The following is a 19,557-nucleotide window of genomic DNA, read 5'->3' on the forward strand; positions in this document are numbered from 1 at the left end:
GGTACAAGAGGCGGTCACCAGCGTGGAGGACGACCGGGCCGAAGGCCCCGAGGCGCAGCCGGACGATGCCGAGCTGGCCGAGTTGGAGCGGGAGGCGGCGGCCCTGGAGGCGGCCGCCGAGCGTCGCGGCGGGCTGACCGGGGCGCGGCGGATGCTGCTGCTCCAGGCCCCGGTCCTGGTCGTCCTCGCGGTGGTGCTGATGGTCTGGGGCCGCAACGCCCCGGACTCGGCGGCGGCGGCCCCGGCCGCCGCGCCGCCGAAGCTGGGCATGGTCGGCGCGTACCTGGCGCTGCCGAGCGGCAGCGCCGACCACGCCTATCTGACCATCAAGAACAACGGCGGCTCCGCCGACCGGCTGGTCAGCGTGGACAGCCCGTGGGCCTCGTCGGTCACGCTGACCGAGGGCTCCTCCCCCACCGCGCTGCCGTGGATCACCATCCCGGCCCACGGCACGGTGTTACTGAAGCCCGGCGGCTACGCCATCGCCCTGAACGGCCTGACCCGCACCCCGGTGCCGGGCGACCCCATCGAGCTGGACCTCAACTTCGCCACCTCCGGCACCGTCTACTCCTACGCCCCGGTCGGCCCGAAGACCCCGTTGACGGTGCAGCAGGTCATGGACGCGATGAAGTACATGGGCCGGCTCCCTCCGCTGAGCACCCCGGGGCAGGGGTAGCCGACCGTCCATCCCGGCTGCTCCAGCCCCGGACCGCGTCCCGCAGTGGGTTCCAGGTGCAGGACGGCAGGGCCGGCATGGGCCCGGAGGGCTGGGCTGTGCCCTCGATGGCGCCGTCCCAGGGGGACACCTGCAGGACGGCCCCTGGCCCGGGGCCGCGCGCCGGCCGCCGGCCGGGGACAGGCCGCCGGGCGGGCCCTACTCCGCGTCCGCCGCCCGCCGCAGCGCCTCCGCCCGGCCCTCGGCCTGGACCGCGGGCATGGCCGGATGGTTGTCGAGCCGGAGGGTCGCGCGCATTTCGGCGGCCATGAGACGGTGTAGCTCGGCGGGGTCCCGGTCGGGGTGCTGCGCGTAGTCGTGCCGGGCCCGTTGCGCGGCGAGGACCTCGCGCTGGAGCCGGACGAGGTCGTCGGGGAACTGCTGATCGTCGGACACGGCAGGATCGTACGGGGCGGGCGCGGCAGGATCGGCGCGGCGCGCGCCCGCAATAATAGAGAGCCTTGCTCATTATTAGATGGAATAATTGTGAGCTAGAGTCGGTTGTGCAGACCGGGCAGCCACGCCTGCCCTGCAGACCCGATCCGCTCCCCCACTCCCCCGGAGCCGCCCGTGAGACCCCAAGGACCCGACTGGACTCCACCCGCCCGTAATGAGGGCGAGCCCGTACCCCCCGCCCAGCTGCGCCGGATCATGCGGCTGTTCCGCCCCTACCGGGGCAAGCTCCTCACCGTCGGCCTGTTCGTCGGGCTGTCGTCGCTGGTCTCCGTCGCCTCGCCGTTCCTGCTGCGGGCGATCCTCGACGACGCCATCCCGCACGGCCGCACCGGCCTGCTGACCCTGCTGGCGCTCGGCATGGTCGCCGTGGCCGTCGCCAACTCCGTCTTCAACGTGCTGCAGACCTACATCAGCACCAGCGTCGGCCAGCGGGTCATGCACGACCTGCGCACCGGCGTCTACGCCCACCTCCAGCGGATGCCGCTGGCCTTCTTCACCCGCACCCGCACCGGTGAGGTCCAGTCCCGGATAGCCAACGACATCGGCGGGATGCAGTCCACCGTCACCTCCACCGCGACCTCGCTGGTCTCCAACCTGACCACGGTCGTCGCGACCATCGTCGCCATGGTCGCGCTGGACTGGAAGCTGACCGTCGTCTCGCTGGCGCTGCTCCCGTTCTTCGTCTGGATCAGCCGCCGGGTCGGCAACGAGCGCCGCAAGATCGCGACCCAGCGGCAGAAGCAGCTGGCCGCGATCTCCACGATCATGCAGGAGTCGCTCTCCGTCAGCGGCATCCTGCTGGGCCGCACCATGGGCCGCTCCCGCGCACTGACCACCGACTTCGCCCGCGAGTCCGACGGGCTGGCCGACCTGGAGGTCCGCGCCGACATGGCCGGGCGCTGGCGGCAGTCCACCATCCAGATCGTCATGTCCGCCATGCCCGCCGTCATCTACTGGACCGCCGGCTTCAGCGGGCACCGGGGCGCCGAGGTCTCCATCGGCACCCTGGTCGCCTTCACCACCCTGCAGCAGAGCCTGTTCCGCCCGGCGGTGCAGCTGCTCCAGACCGGGGTCGCGGTACAGGTCTCACTGGCGCTGTTCCAGCGGATCTTCGAGTACCTGGACCTGGTCCCGGACATCACCGAGCGGACCGACCCGATCGTCCCCGCCGAGCGGGTGCGCGGCGAGCTGCGCTTCGAGGGCGTCGGCTTCCGATACGACCCGGCGCAGCCCGAGCCGACGCTGACCGACATCGACCTGACCGTGCCGGCCGGCACCAGCCTGGCGATCGTCGGCGAGACCGGCTCCGGCAAGACCACCCTCAGCTACCTGGTGCCGCGGCTGTACGACGTCACCTCGGGCCGGGTCACCATCGACGGCATGGACGTCCGCGACCTGGGCTTCGAGGCGCTGGCGGACGCGGTCGGGGTGGTCTCCCAGGAGACCTACCTGTTCCACGCCTCGGTCGCGGAGAACCTGCGCTTCGCCCGTCCTGACGCCACCGACGCGGAACTGCACGACGCCGCCCGGGCCGCGCAGATCCACGACCACATCGCCGGGCTGCCCGAGGGCTACGACACCGTGGTCGGCGAGCGCGGCTACCGCTTCTCCGGCGGCGAGAAGCAGCGGCTGGCCATCGCCAGGACCATCCTCCGCGACCCGCCGGTGCTGGTCCTGGACGAGGCGACCAGTGCCCTGGACACCCAGACCGAGCTGGCCGTGCAGACCGCGATCGACCACCTGTCCAAGGGCCGGACCACGGTGACCATCGCCCACCGGCTGTCCACCGTGCGCGGCGCCGACCAGATCGCCGTGCTGGACGCGGGCCGGGTCGTGGAGCTCGGCACCCACGAGCAGCTGCTCGCCCTGGACGGGCACTACGCGGCGCTGGTGTCGCGCGACGGAGTGATGGCGGAGACCTGACCGGAGCAGTGGGAGGCGCGCATCAGTGTGGTTGTCCGGCGGGCGCGGTACGCCCCGCGCGCGCGGGGGGACGTAGTCGACCGCTGAGGGAGCGTCAGCTCCCCGGCGCAGGCTGTCCCGCCGATCCGAAGGACCTGAACGATGTCACCCCGCTCCACCGCCCCAGCAGCCCCAGCGGTCCCCGGTGCCGCAATTCCCCGTCCTGCCTCGGCCTACGGCGCGGTCACGCCGACCGGGCCGGGCCGCTCCGACCGCGGCCGCCGGGCACGCCGGGCGCTGGGCGGCTTCCTCAGCTGTGCGGCCCTGGCCGTACTGGTCCCGCTGACGTCCGGTCAGGCGACCGCCGCCGGCCCCGCGCTCACCCCCGATCAGCAGCTCTGCTCCGCCCCGGCAGCCCACGCCGCGCTCGCTGCCCACCTCTCCCAGGACATCGCCGACGCGATCCGGGACCGCGACGACGCGGTCAGCCTGACCGTCCGGGACGCGAACACCGGCCTCACCTGCGCCGTCCACGCCGGCCGGCACTTCGACTCGGCGAGCGCGATCAAGGCGACCATCATGGGCGCGGTGCTGCGCCGGGCCCAGGAGCAGCACCGGAGCCTGACCCGGCACGAGGCCGGCGCGCTGCACTCGATGATCACGTACTCCGACAACGACGCCGCCACCAGCCTCTGGCTGGGGCTGGGCCGGGCCCGGATCGACCGCTTCCTGGCCATGAGCGGGATGGACAGCACCGAGCCAGGACCGAGCGACCTGTGGGGGCTGACCCAGATCACCGCGACCGACGAGATGCGGATGCTGGACGTGCTGACGGACCGCCAGGACGTGCTGGACGCGCACTGGCGGGCGTACGGGCTGCGGCTGATGGCCGGGGTGACCCCGTCCCAGCGCTGGGGCACGCCGCACGGGGCGCCGGACGGGGTGTCGGTGCACAACAAGAACGGCTGGCTGCCGCGGGCGACCCGGGGCTGGCGGGTGCACAGCCTGGGCATCTTCACCGGCGGCGGCCGGGACTACCGGATGGTGGTGCTGACCGACGAGAACGGGACGATGGACTACGGCGTGGAGACCATCGAGCGGGTCGCCGAGGTCGTCCACCAGGACGTGGGCGGCGCACGCTGACGGGGCCCGGGACCACCCGAAGGTGGTCCCGGGCCCCGTGGTTCCGGCCTCAGGCCGGCGTCACTTCAGCTCGTCGAGCGCCAGGTTGAGGTTGAGGACGTCGACACGCGGCATCCCGAGGATTCCGGCGTCGCGGCCCTGGGTGTACTTCTTCACCAGCGCCTGGACGGCGGAGTCGCTCAGACCGCGGGCCTTGGCCACCCGGTCGACCTGGATGTCGGCGTACTGGGGGCTGATGTCCGGGTCCAGGCCGGAGCCCGAGGACGTGATCGCGTCCGGCGGGACCTGGCTCTCGGAGACGCCGTTGAAGGCCGCGACGGACTTCTTCAGCGCCGTGTAGTCGCTCACCAGCACCTCGGAGTTGGTGCCGAGGTTGGTGCCGGCCGAGGCGGTCGGGTCGTAGCCGAGGATTCCGGTGCCGGCCGCCGAGGGACGGGACTGGAAGTACTTCGGGTCCGGGCTGGCGGACTTGCCGTCCTTGCTGACGATCTCGAAGCTCTGGCCGATCAGCGAGGAGCCGACGACCTGGCCCTGGGCGTTCTTCACCAGCGAGCCGTTGGCCTGACTGGAGAAGGCGACCTGGGAGATCCCGGTGATCAGCAGCGGGTAGGCGAGTCCGCAGACCACGGTGAAGAGCACCAGGATCCGAAGGCCGGTCAGATGGTTCCGCACCGAGGTGGGAAGGGGCTTAGCCATGATGTGTCACACCACTTCTCTCAGTGCAGACCGGGGACGAACTGGACGATCAGGTCGATGGCCTTGATCCCGACGAAGGGCAGGATCAGGCCGCCGACCCCGTAGATCCCCAGGTTGCGGCGGAGCAGCGACTGGGCCGAGGAGGGCTTGTAGCGCACGCCGCGCAGGGCGAGCGGGATCAGCCCGATGATGATCAGCGCGTTGAAGATGATCGCCGAGGCGATCGCCGACCGGGCGCTGTGCAGGTCCATGATGTTGAGGTGGCTCAGGCCCGGGTAGACGCTGGCGAACATGGCCGGGATGATCGCGAAGTACTTGGCCACGTCGTTGGCGATGGAGAAGGTGGTCAGCGCACCGCGGGTGATCAGGAGCTGCTTGCCGATCTCGACGATCTCGATCAGCTTGGTCGGGTTGGAGTCCAGGTCCACCATGTTCCCGGCCTCCTTGGCGGCCGAGGTACCGGTGTTCATGGCCACGCCGACGTCGGCCTGGGCGAGCGCGGGGGCGTCGTTGGTGCCGTCGCCGGTCATCGCGACCAGCTTGCCGCCCTCCTGCTCCTTCTTGATCAGGGCCATCTTGTCCTCGGGCGTCGCCTCGGCGAGGAAGTCGTCGACTCCCGCCTCCTCGGCGATGGCCGCGGCCGTCAGCGGGTTGTCACCCGTGATCATGACGGTCTTGATGCCCATGGCGCGGAGGTCCTCGAAGCGCTGCTTGATGCCGGGCTTGACGACGTCCTTCAGGTAGATCACGCCGAGCACCCGGGCGGGCGCGCTGCCGCGCTTCTCGGCGACGACGAGCGGGGTGCCGCCGCGGTTGGAGATCCGCTCGACCTGGATGTCCAGGTCGTTGTCGCTGACCCCGCCGTTGTCGCGGACCCAGTTGGCGACCGATCCGGCAGCGCCCTTGCGGATGCTGTGGACTCCGGTGGTCTCGTCCAGGTCCACACCCGACATCCGGGTCTGGGCGGTGAACTCGATCCAGGTGGCGTGGCCGAGCTCGCCCTGGGCGCGCTCGCGCAGTCCGTACTTCTCCTTCGCCAGGACGACGATGGAGCGGCCCTCGGGGGTCTCGTCGGCGAGGCTGGACAGCTGCGCCGCGTCGGCCAGGGCGTCCTGCTCGACGTCGCCGACGGTGAGGAACTCGGCGGCCTGGCGGTTGCCGAAGGTGATGGTGCCGGTCTTGTCGAGCAGCAGGGTGGAGACGTCGCCGGCGGCCTCGACCGCGCGGCCCGACATCGCCAGCACGTTGCGCTGGACCAGCCGGTCCATGCCGGCGATGCCGATCGCCGAGAGCAGCGCCCCGATGGTGGTCGGGATCAGCGCCACCAGCAGCGACACCATGACCACGATCGACTGCTCGTCGTGGGCGTAGCGGGCCATCGGCTGGAGGGTGACCACGGCCAGCAGGAAGACGATGGTGAGCGAGGCGAGCAGGATGTTCAGCGCGATCTCGTTCGGCGTCTTCTGCCGGGAGGCGCCCTCGACCAGGGCGATCATGCGGTCGATGAAGGTCTTGCCGGGCTCCGAGGTGATCTTCACGACCACCCGGTCGGAGAGGACCTTGGTGCCGCCGGTGACCGCCGAGCGGTCGCCGCCGGACTCGCGGATGACCGGGGCCGACTCGCCGGTGATGGCCGACTCGTCCACGGACGCGACGCCCTCGACCACGTCGCCGTCACCGGGGATCACCTGTCCGGCCTCGACGATGACGTAGTCACCGAGCTGGAGGTCGGCCGCGCCGACCTCCTCCTCCGGGACGTCGACCATGCCGGGGGCCCACTTGCCGACGACGCGGCGGGCCACGGTGTCGGTCTTGGTCCGGCGCAGGGTGTCGGCCTGGGCCTTGCCGCGGCCCTCGGCGACGGCCTCGGCCAGGTTGGCGAAGACGACCGTCAGCCACAGCCAGACGGTGATCACCCAGGCGAAGACGCTGGGCTTCTCGCAGGCGGAGATGGTGGTGAGGACGGAGCCGATCTCGACCACGAACATGACCGGGCTCTTGATCATCACCCGGGGGTCGAGCTTCTTGACCGCGTCGGGGAAGGAGGTGAGCAGCTGCTTGGGGTCGAGCAGGCCGGCCGACAGCCGGTGTTCGCCTTCGCCCGCGGGCAGCTGGGTGTCCGGCCCGGCTTCCGGGCTCTGGAGGGTGGTGGACATCAGTGGAGGCCTTCCGCGAGCGGGCCCAGTGCCAGGGCCGGGAAGTAGGTGAGCCCGACGACGATCAGGATCACGCCGGAGAGCATCCCGACGAAGAGCGGGGTGTGGGTCTTGAGGGTGCCGACGGTCTCGGGCACCGGCTTCTGCTTGGCCAGCGAGCCGGCCAGGGCCAGCACGAAGATCATCGGCAGGAAGCGGCCGAAGAGCATGGCCAGGCCGAGGGCGGTCTGCCAGTGCTCACTGGTGACGGTGATACCGCCGAAGGCCGAGCCGTTGTTGTTCGCGGCCGAGGTGAAGGCGTAGAGCACCTCGGAGAAGCCGTGCGGACCGGTGTTCAGCATCCCCCCACCGGTGCCGGCCTTGAGCGACATCGCCAGACCGGTGAAGACCAGCACGATCGCCGGGGTGGTCAGGATGTAGAGGGAGGCGAACTTCATCTCCCGGGCGCCGAGCTTCTTGCCCAGGTACTCCGGGGTGCGGCCGACCATGAGACCGGCCACGAAGACCGTGACCACGGCGAGGATCAGGATGCCGTAGAGGCCCGATCCGGTGCCGCCGGGGGCGATTTCGCCGAACATCATGTTGAGGATGTCCATGCCGCCGCCGAGCGGCGTGAAGGAGTCGTGCATCGAGTTGACGGCACCGGTGGACGTCAGCGTCGTGGACGCGGCGAACAGCGAGGAGCCGGGGATGCCGAAGCGGACTTCCTTGCCCTCCATGGCGGCGCCGGCGATGTGGGCGGCGATTCCGGAGTGCTGGTTCTCGAAGAAGGTGATCAGCGCGGCGGAGGCGGCCCAGTACAGACCCATCACCGAGAGGATGGTGTAGCCCTGCTTGTGGCTGCCGACCATCTTGCCGAAGGTGCGGCAGAGCGAGAACGAGATCACCAGCAGGAGGTAGATCTCCAGCAGGTTGGTGAAGGGGTTGGGGTTCTCGAAGGGGTGCGCGGAGTTGGCGTTGTAGAAGCCGCCGCCGTTGGTGCCCAGTTCCTTGATGACCTCCTGCGAGGCCACCGGTCCGCCCGGGATCGACTGGGTGCTGCCGGCCAGGGTGTTGTAGACGTGGGCGACGTGGAGGTTCTCCACGACGCCGCCGGCCACCAGGACCAGCGCGAAGACGATCGAGATCGGCAGCAGCACCCGCAGGACGATCCGGGTCAGGTCGACCCAGAAGTTGCCGAGCCGGTCGGTCTGGTTCCGGGTGAAGCCCCGGATCAGCGCGGCGACCACGGCGATGCCGACCGCGGCGGACAGGAAGTTCTGTACCGCCAGGCCGCCCATCTGCACCAGGTGGCCCATGGTCGACTCACCCGAGTACGACTGCCAGTTGGTGTTGGTGACGAACGACGCTGCGGTGTTCCACGCCATCGCCGGGGTCACGTTGGGGAAGCCCAGCGAGAGCCAGAGGTGCGCCTGGAGGCGCTGGAAGGCGTAGAGGAAGAGCACCGATATCGCCGAGAAGGCGAGGACGCTGCGTAGATAGGAGGACCAGGTCTGCTCGGAGTCGCCGTCGACGCCGATCAGCTTGTAGATGCCGCGCTCGACGCGCAGGTGCTTCGTCGTGGTGAGGGTGTGCGCGATGAAGTCGCCCAGTGGACGGTAGGACAGGGCGAGCGCCCCGACCAGGGCGAGGGCCTGCAGCAGGCCCGCAAGGAAACCGTTCACTAGAACTTCTCCGGGAGGATCAGGGCGACGATCAGGTAGCCGACCAGAACGACGGACACGACCAGGCCCACGATGTTGTCGGCGCTCATCGCACTACCTCCGTGGCAGCGGTGGGGACGTGGGCGGAGCGGGAAAGCTTCTTCACAGCTTCTCCACTCCCTTGACGATCAGGGCGAGGACGGCGAACACAAGGATCGTCACCCCGACGAAGAGCACGTCGAGCATGAGGGTTACACCCCGGCTATCGAGTGGTTCCTGCCGGTCGGGAGGACTCCCGGTCGGCGCCGGTCCAACCGGCATGGTTAGGAAACCGCACGTCATCCGGGGGTACTGCGCTCGTTAACGCGCCTCTTGCGCCTGCGGCCTCAGCGTTGACACAGCCTTGACGCCCGGACCCCGGTCCGGTTGGATTCAGGTAGTCGAGAGTGTTCGACGGTGCGCCGGGAAGTCTGGTCGGCAGAGTGGCACAAGCCTCTTTTGCGACTTTGCCCGTGACTTTGCGACCGGAACCGGAGCCCGTCCCCCATGAGCAGCCTGACCGTGGTCCTCCTGCTGGTGGCGCTGGCGACGCTGGTCGCCACCGGCGCCCGGCACTGGAGCCTCCCCGCGCCCTCGGTGCTGGTGGTCGCCGGGGTGCTCATAGGCGCGCTGCCGTTCGTGCCGGCCATCCACGTTCCGCCGCAGGTGATCAGCGTCGGGGTGCTGCCGCCGCTGCTCTACGCCTCCGCCGAGGAGATCTCCTTCCAGGAGCTGCGCCGGGTCTGGCGTCCGGTGACGGTGCTGGCGTTCGGCCTGGTGCTGGCCTCCGCGGCGGCGGTGGGCATGGTCGCCGGGGCGCTCACCCCGCTGTCCGGACCGATGGCCTTCGTCCTGGGCGCGGTGCTGGCCAGCACCGACCCGGTGGCGGTGACCGCGCTGGGCCGACGGCTGGCGCTGCCGCCGCGGATCCAGGTGATGGTGCAGGCGGAGAGCCTGTTCAACGACGCGACCAGCCTGGTGCTGTTCAAGGTCGCGGTGGGCACGGCGGTCTCACTGGGAGCGGTGTCGGTGCCCAGGGCGGCCGGCCAGTTCGTGCTGCTGGCCGGCGGCGGCGCGGCCGTGGGGGCGCTGGTGGCCTGGGTGGTCTCGCAGATCCGCCGGCGCACCGAGGATCCGGTGCTGGAGACGGTGATCGCGCTGGTCACCCCGTACGCCGCCTATGTGGTCGCGGAGGACCTGCACACCTCCGGAGTGACCTCGGTGGTGGTCGCCGGGGTGATCATGGGCAGCACCGGGCACCGGCTCACCAACGCCGCGATCCGGCTCCAGGTGCACGCGGTCTACCAGACCGTGGTGTTCCTGCTGGAGAGCGTGGTCTTCGCGGTCGTCGGCCTGGAACTGCCCTCGCTGATCCGCGACCTGAGCGGTGACGAAACGTTCTGGCCGCTGGGCGTACTGGCGGTGGCGGCCACCGTGATCACCCTGCGGATGCTCTGGATCTTCCCGATGTCGGCGGCGATGCAGCGCCGGCGGCAGGACGGCCCGGTGTCCTGGCGGGTGCCGGCGGTGCTGTCCTGGGCCGGCACCCGGGGCGTGATGCCGCTGGCGGCGGCGCTGTCGATCCCGCTGGTCGGCGACAACGGGCTGCCGCTGCCGCACCGGGCGCTGGTGCTGGTGCTGACCACCGGGGTGGTGGTGCTGACCCTGGTGCTCCAGGGCTTCACCCTGGCCCCGGTGGTGCGGCGCTCCGGCATCGCCCTGGAACCGGAGTACACGGCCCGTCAGGAGGCCCGGGCCCAGGACCGGCTGGCCCGGGCCGGCCTGGACCGGCTGGAGGAGCTGGCCGCACTGGACGCCGCGCCGGAGGTGGTGGTGGAGCAGCTGCGCCGCGGCCTGCGGGCCCGGATGGACCACGCCGACGCGCAGTTGGCCGAGGGCGGCGGCCCCGGCGACTCGCTGGTGGTGGCCTACCGGGAGCTGCGGCAGTCGCTGATCGCGGCGGAGTCGGCGGAGCTGCTCCGGCTCTACGAGGACCGGCAGATCAACGACGGCACCCGGCGGCGGCTGCAGCGCGCGCTCGACCTGGAGGAGTCCGGCCTCCGCGAGGACTGACCCGCGCTCCGCCGTCCCCCGCGTACCCCGTCCGGCTTCCTGCCGGGCGGGGTATTCCTGTATGTCCAGCGCCACGGTATGCTCAGTTTTGCTCGAAGCATGATGCTAATGAGCAGTTTCAATCAGACGGTCTTCAACCACGAGGAGCATGCCGGTGTCCCGGACCGCAGAAGAGATCGCTTCCCAGCCCGACTGCTGGCAGCAGGCCCTGGACCGGCTGCCGGAGTTCGCCCCGCTGCTCCCCCGGCCCGGCGAGCGGGTCGCCGTCGTCGGCTGCGGGACCTCCTGGTTCATGGCGCAGGCCTACGCCTCGCTGCGGGAGTCCGCCGGACACGGCGCGACCGACGCCTTCGCCGCCTCCGAGGCCCCGCTGCCCGGCCGCGACTACGACCGGGTGCTCGCGCTCACCCGCTCCGGCACCACCACCGAGGTGCTGGAACTGCTCGCCGCCGTGCGCGGTCGGACCGCCACCACCGCGATCACCGCCGACCCGGCCACCCCGGTCGCCGGCCTCGCCGACGAGCTGGTGGTGCTTGACTTCGCCGACGAGCAGTCGGTCGTCCAGACCCGCTTCCCCACCACCCAGCTGCTGCTGCTCCGGGCCCACCTGGGCGAGGACGTCAGCGGCGTCTTCGCCGACGGCGCCAAGGCGATCGCCGAGCCGCTGCCGGACGTGCTGCTGGACGCCGAGCAGATCAGCTTCCTCGGCCGGGGCTGGTCCTACGGCGTGGCCCGCGAGGCCGCGCTCAAGGTCCGGGAGACCGCCGCCTGGTGGACCGAGTCCTACCCTGCGATGGAGTACCGGCACGGGCCGATCAGCATCGCCCGCCCCGGCCGCGTGGTCTGGAGCCTCGGCGAGCTGCCGGAAGGGCTGGCCGAGCAGGTCGCGGCCACCGGCGCGCACCTGGAGCAGGGCGTGCTGGACCCGGTCGCCGAGCTGGTCCGGATCCAGCGGCTGGGCGTCGCCCTGGCCGCCCGCCTCGGCCGGGACGTCGACAACCCGCAGCACCTGACCCGCTCGGTCGTCCTCTCGTGATCGTCACCGTCACCCTCAACGCCGCGCTGGACGTGACCTACCGGCTCGGCCGGCTGCGGCCCGGGGCGACCAACCGGATCGCGTCCATCAGCGAGCGGGCCGGCGGCAAGGGCGTCAACGTGGCCCGGGTGCTGGCCGCGCTCGGGCAGCAGGTACTGGTGTCCGGGCTGGTCGGCGGGGTCACCGGCACCCAGCTGCGGGCCGACCTGGACCGCAGCGGGCTGCCGCACCGGCTGACCTGGCTCCAGGGCACCACCCGGCGCACCGTCGCCGTGGTCGCCGAGGAGGCCGACGAGGTCACCGGCCTGTGGGAGCCGGGGCCGCAGGTCACCGCCGACGAGTGGACCCGCTTCGTCGACCGGGACTTCCCGGCCGCGATCAGCGGCGCCGACGCGGTCGTGCTGGCCGGCAGCCTGCCGCCGGGCGTCCCGACGGACGCGTACGCGGTGCTGCTCCGCCGCGCGGCCGAGTGCGGTGTCCCGGCCCTGCTGGACGCCGACGGCGAGGCCCTCCGGGCCGGGCTCGCCGTCGGCCCCGGCTGCGGCCCTGCCCTGGTCAAGCCCAATGTCGACGAGGCCGAGCGGGCGACCGGCGCGGCCGACCCGGCGGACGCCGCGAAGCTGCTCTGCGAGCTCGGCGCCGGGGTGGCCGTGGTCACCGCCGGGGCCGACGGCCTGTTCGGCAGCACCGCCGAGGGCTTCGCCTGGCACACCCCCGCGCCCCGGCGGGTGCGCGGCAACGCCACCGGCGCGGGCGATGCCGCGAGCGCCGCCCTGGTCGGCGCGCTGGTCGCCGGCCGCCCCTGGCCCGAGGCGACGGCCGACGCCGCCGCGCTGGCGGCGGCGGCCGTCGCCGCCCCGCTGGCCGGCGAGTACGACCCGGACCTGTACGCCGAACTGACCCGCCCCGATCCGACACCCGGCCGCTCCGTGCCCCGCCCCGAGGAGACCTGACGCAGTGCCGCTCATCCCCACCGCCCACATACTCCGCTCCGCCGAGGACGGCGGCTTCGCCGCGGGCTCGTTCAACGTCATCCTGCTGGAGCACGCCCAGGCCATCCTGGCCGGCGCGGAGCAGGCCAAGGCCCCGGTGATCCTGCAGATCAGCGAGAACGCCGTGCGCTACCAGGGCGGGCTGGCCCCGATCGCCGCCGCCGTGCGCGAGCAGGCCGTCCGCTCGCAGGCCCCGGCCGCGCTGCACCTGGACCACGCCACCCGCTTCGACCTGATCCGCGAGGCCGCCGACTGCGGCTTCGCCTCGGTGATGTACGACGGCTCGACGCTGCCCTGGGCGGAGAACGTGCGCAGCACCGCCGAGGTCACCGCCTGGTGCCACGAGCGCGGCATCCTGGTGGAGGCCGAGCTCGGCGAGATCGGCGGCAAGGACGGGGCGCACACACCCGGGGTGCGCACCGATCCGGCCGAGGCCGCCGCGTTCGTCGCCGAGACCGGCGTGGACGCCCTGGCCGTCGCGGTCGGCTCCTCCCACGCCATGACGGTCCGTGAGGCCGCACTCGACCTGCCGCTGATCGCCGAGCTGCACGCCGCCGTCCCGGTCCCGTTGGTGCTGCACGGCTCCTCCGGTGTCCCGGACGGGACCCTGGCGGCGGCGGTCGCCGCCGGGATGCGGAAGGTGAACATCGCCACCCACCTCAACCGGCTGTTCACCGACGCCGTCCGCGCGTCCCTGGCCGCCGACCCGGCCCTGGTCGACCCCCGCCGCTGGCTCGCACCGGCCCGCGACGCGGTCGCCGCCGAGGTGGCCCGCCTGCTCGCCGTCCTCGGCGCGGAGGGCCGGCAGTAGCCAGTAGCCAGCAGTCCGCGGTCCCCGGGGAGGGCGCGGGCCGGCGCGGACCTCGGGGCCCGGGCCGACCCTCGCCCTCGCTCGCTGTACCTCGCTGTCGCTCCGTCAGGTGCAGACCACGTGGACGGGGTCGAAGCCCTCGCCGTGCTTGGTGCAGTACTGCTGGTCCAACTTCGCGAAGTCGGCCCCGGTGATCGCGAACTGGGTGTCGATCGGACTCATCGCGATGAAGTAGTTCCAGGCGCCGGGCGTCGGGTTGAGCACCGCCTGGATGGCCTCCTCGCCCGGGTTGCCGATCGGCCCCGGCGGCAGGCCCTTGTTGATGTAGGTGTTGTAGCCGTCGTCGCTCTGCAGCCGCTGGGCGTACCCGAAGTGATCGGTCTTCAGGTAGTACTCGATGGTCGAGTCCAGGCCCAGCTCGCCGTTGGTCGCCGTGCCGTTGAGGCGGTTGTAGAGCACCCGGGCGATCTTGCCGAAGTCCTTCGGGTTGTTGCCCTCGGCCTGCAGGATGCTCGCCTCGATCAGGACCTGGTAGCCGGACCGGAGGTTGACGCCCTTCGCCCCGGCGTCCATGTCCAGCGACGAGAACTCCTGCACCGCGGTGGAGACCATCTGCTGGAGCAGCGCCTCGGGCTTCATCCCCGGGGCGACGGAGTACCGGGTGGGCCACAGGAAGCCTTCGATGTCGCCGTTCGCATAGGAGGGCAGGCCCAGTTGCCCGACGTCCGCCTTGGCGACGGCAGCGGTCGTCCCGGCCTTCAGGCCCAGGCCGGAGTCGATCCGCAGATAGATCGCCGAGGCCTGCAGGCCCTCCGGAATGATCAGCGAGTGCCCACCGTTCTGCTTGATCAGATCGGCGATCGCATCGGCGGCGGACATGTGCATCGGCAGGGTGTAGATGCCGGGCTGGATGCTGTCGGCGTCGGAGTTCTTGCCGTAGGCGGCATCGAACGCGCCCTTGCTCCTGACCACCCCGGCGTCGGCGAGCACCTGCCCCATGGCGTCGCCGGTGGCGCCGGCCGGAATGGTCACGGTGACCAGCCCGGCGCCCTCGCCCGGGTAGTCCGGCGGCGGACCCCAGTGCTTCTGGTAGAAGCCGTAGCCGAAGTATCCGCCCCCGGCCACGCACCCGACCAGTAGCAGCGACATGCCCAGACAGGCCACCCCGCTGCGCTTGCGCTGGGACTTCCCCTTCTGCTTGCGGCGCCGCTGGCCGCTGCGGCTGTCGTCCGGCTCGGCCAGGAAGGGCGCGTAGCCGTCCTCGTCCTCTTCGTAGGCCTGCTCGTCGTACGACTCCTCGTAGGTGGCTTCGTACGACTCCTCGTAGGACTCGGCCGGGTCCTCCTCGTACGGGACCTCGACCGGTACCTCTTCGACCTGCACGGCCTCTGCGTCAAGTGCGGCAGCCGCGGCGACCCAGTCGATGCCGTCGGGTCCCAGCACCGGCCCGGACGGCTCGGCCGGCTGCTGCGGCACCGGCTGCTGGACGGGGTGGACCGGGTACTGGCCGGTGGCGTAGGGGTCCCTCGGTGCCGGGATGCCCTGATACGGGTCCACCACCTGCTGGGGCGCACCCCAGCCCGGCTGCGGCTGCTGCGGGTAGCCACCACCGGGCATCCCGTAGGGATCACTGCCAGGCTGCTGGCCGCCCTGATACGGGTGGCCCTGCCCCCATGCTTCGGTGCCGTAGCCCAAGCCCTGGTCAGTCATGATTCCCCTTGGACGACTCGGGCGACCAGAGGCCGGGCGCCCCCTCCCGCCGTACGGGACTTTCCCACTGCCGTTCGAACCGACGTGCCAACCGCGCGTCGCGACCGGAACGTTACCCTAGGAGAGTGGGAGAGCTCCCTTGGCTGGGCACTATCAGCCCCTCCCCGGCCCACAGTCCGCGGCGCTGAGCGCCACCTGGAGCCGCGCCGATCGGACGCCCCGCGAAACCGCCGCCGGCCCCGCAGCGACCCGGCTGCACCCACCGCCACCAGGCCGCCGAACAGGACATAGGGAGAACTCGCACTGGAGTACTCAGGTGTCTTTCGTTGCGATCATGGTCTGACACTCCCCAGCCGTGCCCCCCCCCGCTGCCGGCACCAGTTGGACCGGTGCGGCCTGGCCCGTTACTGGATCTGGAGCCGTTCATAGGTCGACTCGCTGCCGAGGAGGTCGAGTTCCGGGCGCAGGAGCACTCCCGTCTCACGATGGACCTGGGTGGCGATCACCTCGGTGGCCTGGGCGAATGCGGCTGAGGTGGCTGGTCCTTCGGCGATGAGGGTGTACTGCTTGCTGGAGATTCGGATGCCCGGGGCGAGCTGCTGGCCGAGGGTGAACCCGGCATCCTTGATGAGCCAGCTGGAGCTGACGCGGGTGGTGCCGTCGGAGAAGTCATGGAGCGGGATGCCCCTGGCCCGCAGGGCGGCGGCCTGGGGCGGGTCGAGCTGCGGGCTGAGGAAGACGCTGCCCGCCGAGCGGTTGTCCGGGTCGGTGGGGTCCAGAACCATGCCTTTCGACCGCCTGACGGCCAGTACGGCCCGGGCGGCGTCGTCCAGCAGGACTCGGGTGCCCGGGGCGACGCCGAGGTGGTCGGCGACCGCGCGGTAGTCGATCGGCCGGCTGAGCTTGGAGCGCGTGAGCCGGAGGGTGACCCGCAGCAGGGTCCAGCGTGCGGTGTGCTTGAAGACGCTGGTGCGGTGGCCGAGTCGGCAGGCCGCCGCGTCCAAGGTGACGGCGCGGTTCTGCTGCCAGTCCCAGGCGTCGACCTCGACCAGGGTGTCGCCGACTTCCTGACCGTAGGCGCCGACGTTCTGCACCGGGGTGGCGCCGACAGTGCCGGGGATGCCCACCAGGGTCTCGATGCCGGTGAGGCATTCGGCCACGGTGGTCTCGACGAGGTCCTGGAGTGGGTGGCCGGCCTCGGCGGTAACCAGAACGCCGTCGCCGTCCGGGGCCTCGCGCAAAGTGATGCCGCAGGTGGTCATGTGGATGACCGGTCCCCGGCAGCCGGCGTCGGAGGCCAGCACATTGCTGCCGCCGCCCAGGGCCACCGGCTGACCGCCGTGCTCGTGAACGAGTTGGACCACGTCGAAGAAGGACCCGGGGTCCCTGTACTCCACCAGGGTTTCAGCGCTACCGCCGATGCCCAGGGTGGTCAGTGGGGCCAGTGGGACCTGGTGACGGACGTTCACGAACCTCTCCTTCTCGACGACCGGTACGAACCTATGACGCCAAGGCTGCCTTCGCTCGCTCGACTACCCCGCGCGCGAGGAGTGAATCGATGCGGACAAAGCCGGCCAGCAGGGTGCGGAGCCGGGCGTGGGCGCGACCGGACACGAGCTGTTCGCCGAGGTTCAGCGCGCCGTGGGCGGCGTCGGCGGCACCGTCGAGGTCACCGAGTGCGAGGCGGGCTTCGGCGAGGGAGGCGTGGTGGAGCATGCGGTTTCGGGGCTGAGCGTCGCCAAAGAGCTGCAGCCCGCGCACCAGCTCGGGCTCTGCCCGGTCCGGACGTTCGAGCTCCAGCCAGGCCCGGCCGGCGTCGGCGGCGAGGACAGCCTCACTGACCCAGTAGGCCCAGCTCGGGTCCGGTGCTCCCCCGCCTTCGGCGTAGGCGGAGGCGGCTTCGTCCAGGGCCTTCGCACAGGCTGCGGCGTCCCGGAGCTGGGCATGGGCGCGCGCCTGGCGGGTGGCGAGCAGGGCGTGGACGCGACCGGTGTGCGGGCCGCCCGCTCCCTTGCGGGCTGCGCGGATCAGACGTAAGGCGTCCTGGTGCTCACCGGACCATGTGGCCTGGTAGCTGAGGCAGGAGACAATGTTCGCGCCCAGGGCGGAGTCACGGGCGGCGTGGGCGAAGTGCAGACCGGCGAGGAAGTACCGCTGTCCGAGCCCGGCATGCCCCTGGTCGCAGGCGAGCCAACCGGCCAGCTGGGCGAGTTCGGCGACGACGCCATGCAGCTCGATGCCGGTCTCCGGGTCGTAGGAACCGTTGCGCACCAGAGCCGCAGCCCAGCGCAGGTCCTGGGTGACCCACTCCAGGACCAACGGGCCGCCCTGGGTGTCATCCAGGCGACGGAGCTGGCCGGTCCGGTCGCGCAGCACGTGTATGGCCTCCGGGCCGACTATCTGCCTGCCGGCCTGCTGGCTGCGGGGTTCATCGTCGTCAGCCGTCAGCCAGTCCAGGGCCGAGCCGACGAGTGAGGAGCCGGGAAGGACCGGCGGCCGGAAAGGCGGCGGTGCGGTGAGGTGTTCACTCAGAAGCCCGGCGGCCTGCCAGGCACCGCGCTGGGTCCAGGCGAGATCGAGTTCCAGGTGCGGGAGTTGGACCAGCGTTCCCCGAACGCGCTTCGGCCAGAGCATCTCGGCGGTGATGTGCTCGCCGAGCTGGCCCGAAAGGATCGAGGCGACGGTTTCCGGTAACCGGCCGCGCGGACAGGCACCCTTGATCCACGCGTAAGGAGCCTTGGCGGTCGTCGTACCGGGCCCGGAGATCCGGTTGATCTCGCGCGCCAGACGTTCGGCCGACCACTCCAGCCGTTCGAGGTACTCGCCGAGCGGCGACGGCTCGTTCATCGCACCTCCCGCACGCGCCTGCCGAACTGTCCTGCCCTCCAGGGTGGCACGTCGTACCGCAGTCAGCATCCAAGTCCCGCCGACGCTGACCATTCTGACCACGAGCTGACCAAGCTGACCCGCCTGCCTGCTTCAGCACGCTCGGCCGACCGTGTGAAGTTGTTCCCAGGACAACCACGTTGGACCACGAACGCTCCCCGGAAGGACCGGGGCACTCGTTGAGGCTACGAAGGATCGCCACCGTCCATGCTGATGCATCGACGGGAATCCCCCCGACAACAAGGCGCGACAGCCGCAGACCAGTTACGCGGCGGAACGCAGAAGAGCACAAGGAGACCACCGCTATGTCGGAGATCGTCAAGCGAAGTGCCCGCGTGATTCTGCTGGACGGCGACGAGCTGGTGCTGATGAGGCGCACCAAGCCGGGTCGCGGGCCGTACTGGGTGACGGTCGGTGGCGGGGTCGAGTCCACGGACGCCAGCGTCGAGGCTGCCCTGCACCGGGAGGTGGCCGAGGAACTCGGCGGCACCCTGCACACCCCGCAGCTCGTCCACCTGATCACCGACGAACTGGACGGCGGCATCGGCGTCCAGCACATCTTCGTGGCTCGGTTGAAGGACATGGACCTGGACCGCCGCACCGGAACCGAGTTCAGCAAGCCCGAGCGCGGCGGCTACGACGTCGTCCGAATCCCCTTCACCCGGGACGCGCTGGGCGGGATCGACCTGATGCCGCCACAGCTGGCCGAGTTCGTCGTCGCCAACGCCGCCGCGATCCGATCGGTCAGCGAGTGGTGACCGTGGCGGGAGCACCATGGTTCCTGAGCCTGAACGGGCCCGACAACGTGGGCAAGACGTCTCAGCTCGAACGGCTCGCCCACCACCGCCCGAGACTTCAACTCCTCGGCTCGATCCACCAGCACGACCCCGAGGCCTGGCGGAGCGCCGCCGAGGGGGACTACGCCGCATGGTGGTTCGAGAAGTCCCGCACGCGTGAGCTGACCGGCATGATGCTGACCAGCCACGCGATCCGCGCCACCGTACGGCGCCGAGGGTTCGTCGGGCTGCTCGACCGCGGTCTGCCGATGCTGATCGCGGCGGCAGCAGCCACCAGTACGGGAGGTTCCCCGCTGCTGATGTCACCCGCGCCCACCAGCACACCTCGCGCAGCTTGGCGTCCCTGCTGGACGCCGCTGCAGCACCGAAGGTGCCGACGCCGAGGTCCTGGAGGCTGTCAACGTCATCGTCCTGGGCAGCCTACTGATCACCGACCTGGTCGTCGTCGAGACCAAGGTCTCGGCCACCGCTGACGCCACTCGTCTCCCCTCCCCCGTCCTCC

The 19,557-nt window shown here is 71.2% G+C and carries 16 protein-coding genes; 8 read left to right on the plus strand and 8 right to left on the minus strand.

The window, feature by feature from the left end; translation table 11 throughout:
- Positions 1 to 22 precede the first annotated feature (22 nt).
- Complete coding sequence (locus BS75_RS43915) at positions 23 to 676, plus strand: copper chaperone PCu(A)C (RefSeq protein ID WP_052069190.1); 654 nt, start codon at positions 23 to 25, stop codon at positions 674 to 676.
- Between the two features lie 198 nt (positions 677 to 874).
- On the opposite strand, the gene BS75_RS05045 is transcribed toward BS75_RS43915, so the two are convergent.
- Positions 875 to 1,111 carry a hypothetical protein gene (locus BS75_RS05045; protein ID WP_034087327.1) on the minus strand — a complete coding sequence of 79 codons (237 nt, stop codon included), beginning with the start codon at positions 1,109 to 1,111 and terminating at the stop codon, positions 875 to 877.
- A gap of 174 nt (positions 1,112 to 1,285) precedes the next feature.
- Between BS75_RS05045 and BS75_RS05050 the strand changes: the two genes are divergently transcribed.
- Together BS75_RS05050 and BS75_RS05055 are read left to right on the plus strand one after the other, a co-directional pair.
- A complete protein-coding gene (locus tag BS75_RS05050; RefSeq protein WP_034087328.1) occupies positions 1,286 to 3,094 on the plus strand; it encodes an ABC transporter ATP-binding protein in 1,809 nt (602 codons plus the stop codon).
- A gap of 141 nt (positions 3,095 to 3,235) precedes the next feature.
- Positions 3,236 to 4,216, plus strand: coding sequence for a serine hydrolase (locus BS75_RS05055; protein WP_081982109.1), 981 nt, complete (start codon positions 3,236 to 3,238; stop codon positions 4,214 to 4,216).
- A gap of 60 nt (positions 4,217 to 4,276) precedes the next feature.
- Here BS75_RS05055 and kdpC read toward each other — a convergent pair whose 3' ends face one another.
- The 4 genes from kdpC to kdpF are packed head-to-tail and all read right to left on the minus strand — an operon-like array spanning position 4,277 to position 8,821.
- Positions 4,277 to 4,912: a potassium-transporting ATPase subunit KdpC gene (gene kdpC, locus BS75_RS05060; protein ID WP_042437507.1), complete on the minus strand. Its 636-nt coding sequence runs from the start codon at positions 4,910 to 4,912 to the stop codon at positions 4,277 to 4,279.
- A 20-nt stretch (positions 4,913 to 4,932) separates the two neighbouring features.
- Positions 4,933 to 7,068 carry a potassium-transporting ATPase subunit KdpB gene (gene kdpB / locus BS75_RS05065; RefSeq protein ID WP_034087330.1) on the minus strand — a complete coding sequence of 712 codons (2,136 nt, stop codon included), beginning with the start codon at positions 7,066 to 7,068 and terminating at the stop codon, positions 4,933 to 4,935.
- Positions 7,068 to 8,732, minus strand: a complete 1,665-nt coding sequence (gene kdpA, locus BS75_RS05070; protein WP_034087331.1) for a potassium-transporting ATPase subunit KdpA — start codon at positions 8,730 to 8,732, stop codon at positions 7,068 to 7,070. Before kdpA ends, kdpB begins: the two co-directional genes overlap by 1 nt.
- Positions 8,732 to 8,821, minus strand: coding sequence for a K(+)-transporting ATPase subunit F (kdpF, locus tag BS75_RS45520; protein WP_034087332.1), 90 nt, complete (start codon positions 8,819 to 8,821; stop codon positions 8,732 to 8,734). The genes kdpA and kdpF overlap by 1 nt, the downstream gene beginning before the upstream one ends.
- Before the next feature lie 436 nt (positions 8,822 to 9,257).
- On the opposite strand from kdpF, the gene BS75_RS05080 reads away from it, so the two are divergent.
- The 4 genes from BS75_RS05080 (at position 9,258) to BS75_RS05095 (ending at position 13,662) form a co-directional block, all read left to right on the plus strand.
- Positions 9,258 to 10,823, plus strand: coding sequence for a Na+/H+ antiporter (locus BS75_RS05080; RefSeq protein WP_034087333.1), 1,566 nt, complete (start codon positions 9,258 to 9,260; stop codon positions 10,821 to 10,823).
- A 154-nt stretch (positions 10,824 to 10,977) separates the two neighbouring features.
- Complete coding sequence (locus tag BS75_RS05085) at positions 10,978 to 11,859, plus strand: SIS domain-containing protein (RefSeq protein ID WP_034087334.1); 882 nt, start codon at positions 10,978 to 10,980, stop codon at positions 11,857 to 11,859.
- On the plus strand, positions 11,856 to 12,812 hold the full coding sequence (locus BS75_RS05090; protein ID WP_042437509.1) for a 1-phosphofructokinase family hexose kinase: 957 nt from the start codon (positions 11,856 to 11,858) through the stop codon (positions 12,810 to 12,812). Before BS75_RS05085 ends, BS75_RS05090 begins: the two co-directional genes overlap by 4 nt.
- Positions 12,813 to 12,816: 4 nt before the next feature.
- Entirely contained in the window at positions 12,817 to 13,662 is an 846-nt protein-coding gene (locus BS75_RS05095; RefSeq protein ID WP_034087335.1) for a class II fructose-bisphosphate aldolase, read from the plus strand.
- 105 nt (positions 13,663 to 13,767) lie between these two features.
- On the opposite strand, the gene mltG is transcribed toward BS75_RS05095, so the two are convergent.
- From mltG to BS75_RS05110, 3 genes are all read right to left on the minus strand, one after another.
- Positions 13,768 to 15,372 (minus strand): endolytic transglycosylase MltG, encoded by a 1,605-nt coding sequence (mltG, locus tag BS75_RS05100; RefSeq protein WP_152645764.1) that lies wholly within the window; start codon positions 15,370 to 15,372, stop codon positions 13,768 to 13,770.
- 404 nt (positions 15,373 to 15,776) lie between these two features.
- Positions 15,777 to 16,841: a UDP-N-acetylmuramate dehydrogenase gene (locus BS75_RS05105; protein ID WP_034087336.1), complete on the minus strand. Its 1,065-nt coding sequence runs from the start codon at positions 16,839 to 16,841 to the stop codon at positions 15,777 to 15,779.
- A gap of 31 nt (positions 16,842 to 16,872) precedes the next feature.
- Entirely contained in the window at positions 16,873 to 18,219 is a 1,347-nt protein-coding gene (locus tag BS75_RS05110; RefSeq protein ID WP_034087337.1) for a hypothetical protein, read from the minus strand.
- Between the two features lie 344 nt (positions 18,220 to 18,563).
- Between BS75_RS05110 and BS75_RS05115 the strand changes: the two genes are divergently transcribed.
- Positions 18,564 to 19,016 (plus strand): NUDIX hydrolase, encoded by a 453-nt coding sequence (locus tag BS75_RS05115; protein ID WP_034087338.1) that lies wholly within the window; start codon positions 18,564 to 18,566, stop codon positions 19,014 to 19,016.
- Positions 19,017 to 19,557: the final 541 nt, after the last annotated feature.

Source organism: Streptacidiphilus albus JL83 (assembly GCF_000744705.1).
Taxonomy (GTDB): domain Bacteria; phylum Actinomycetota; class Actinomycetes; order Streptomycetales; family Streptomycetaceae; genus Streptacidiphilus; species Streptacidiphilus albus.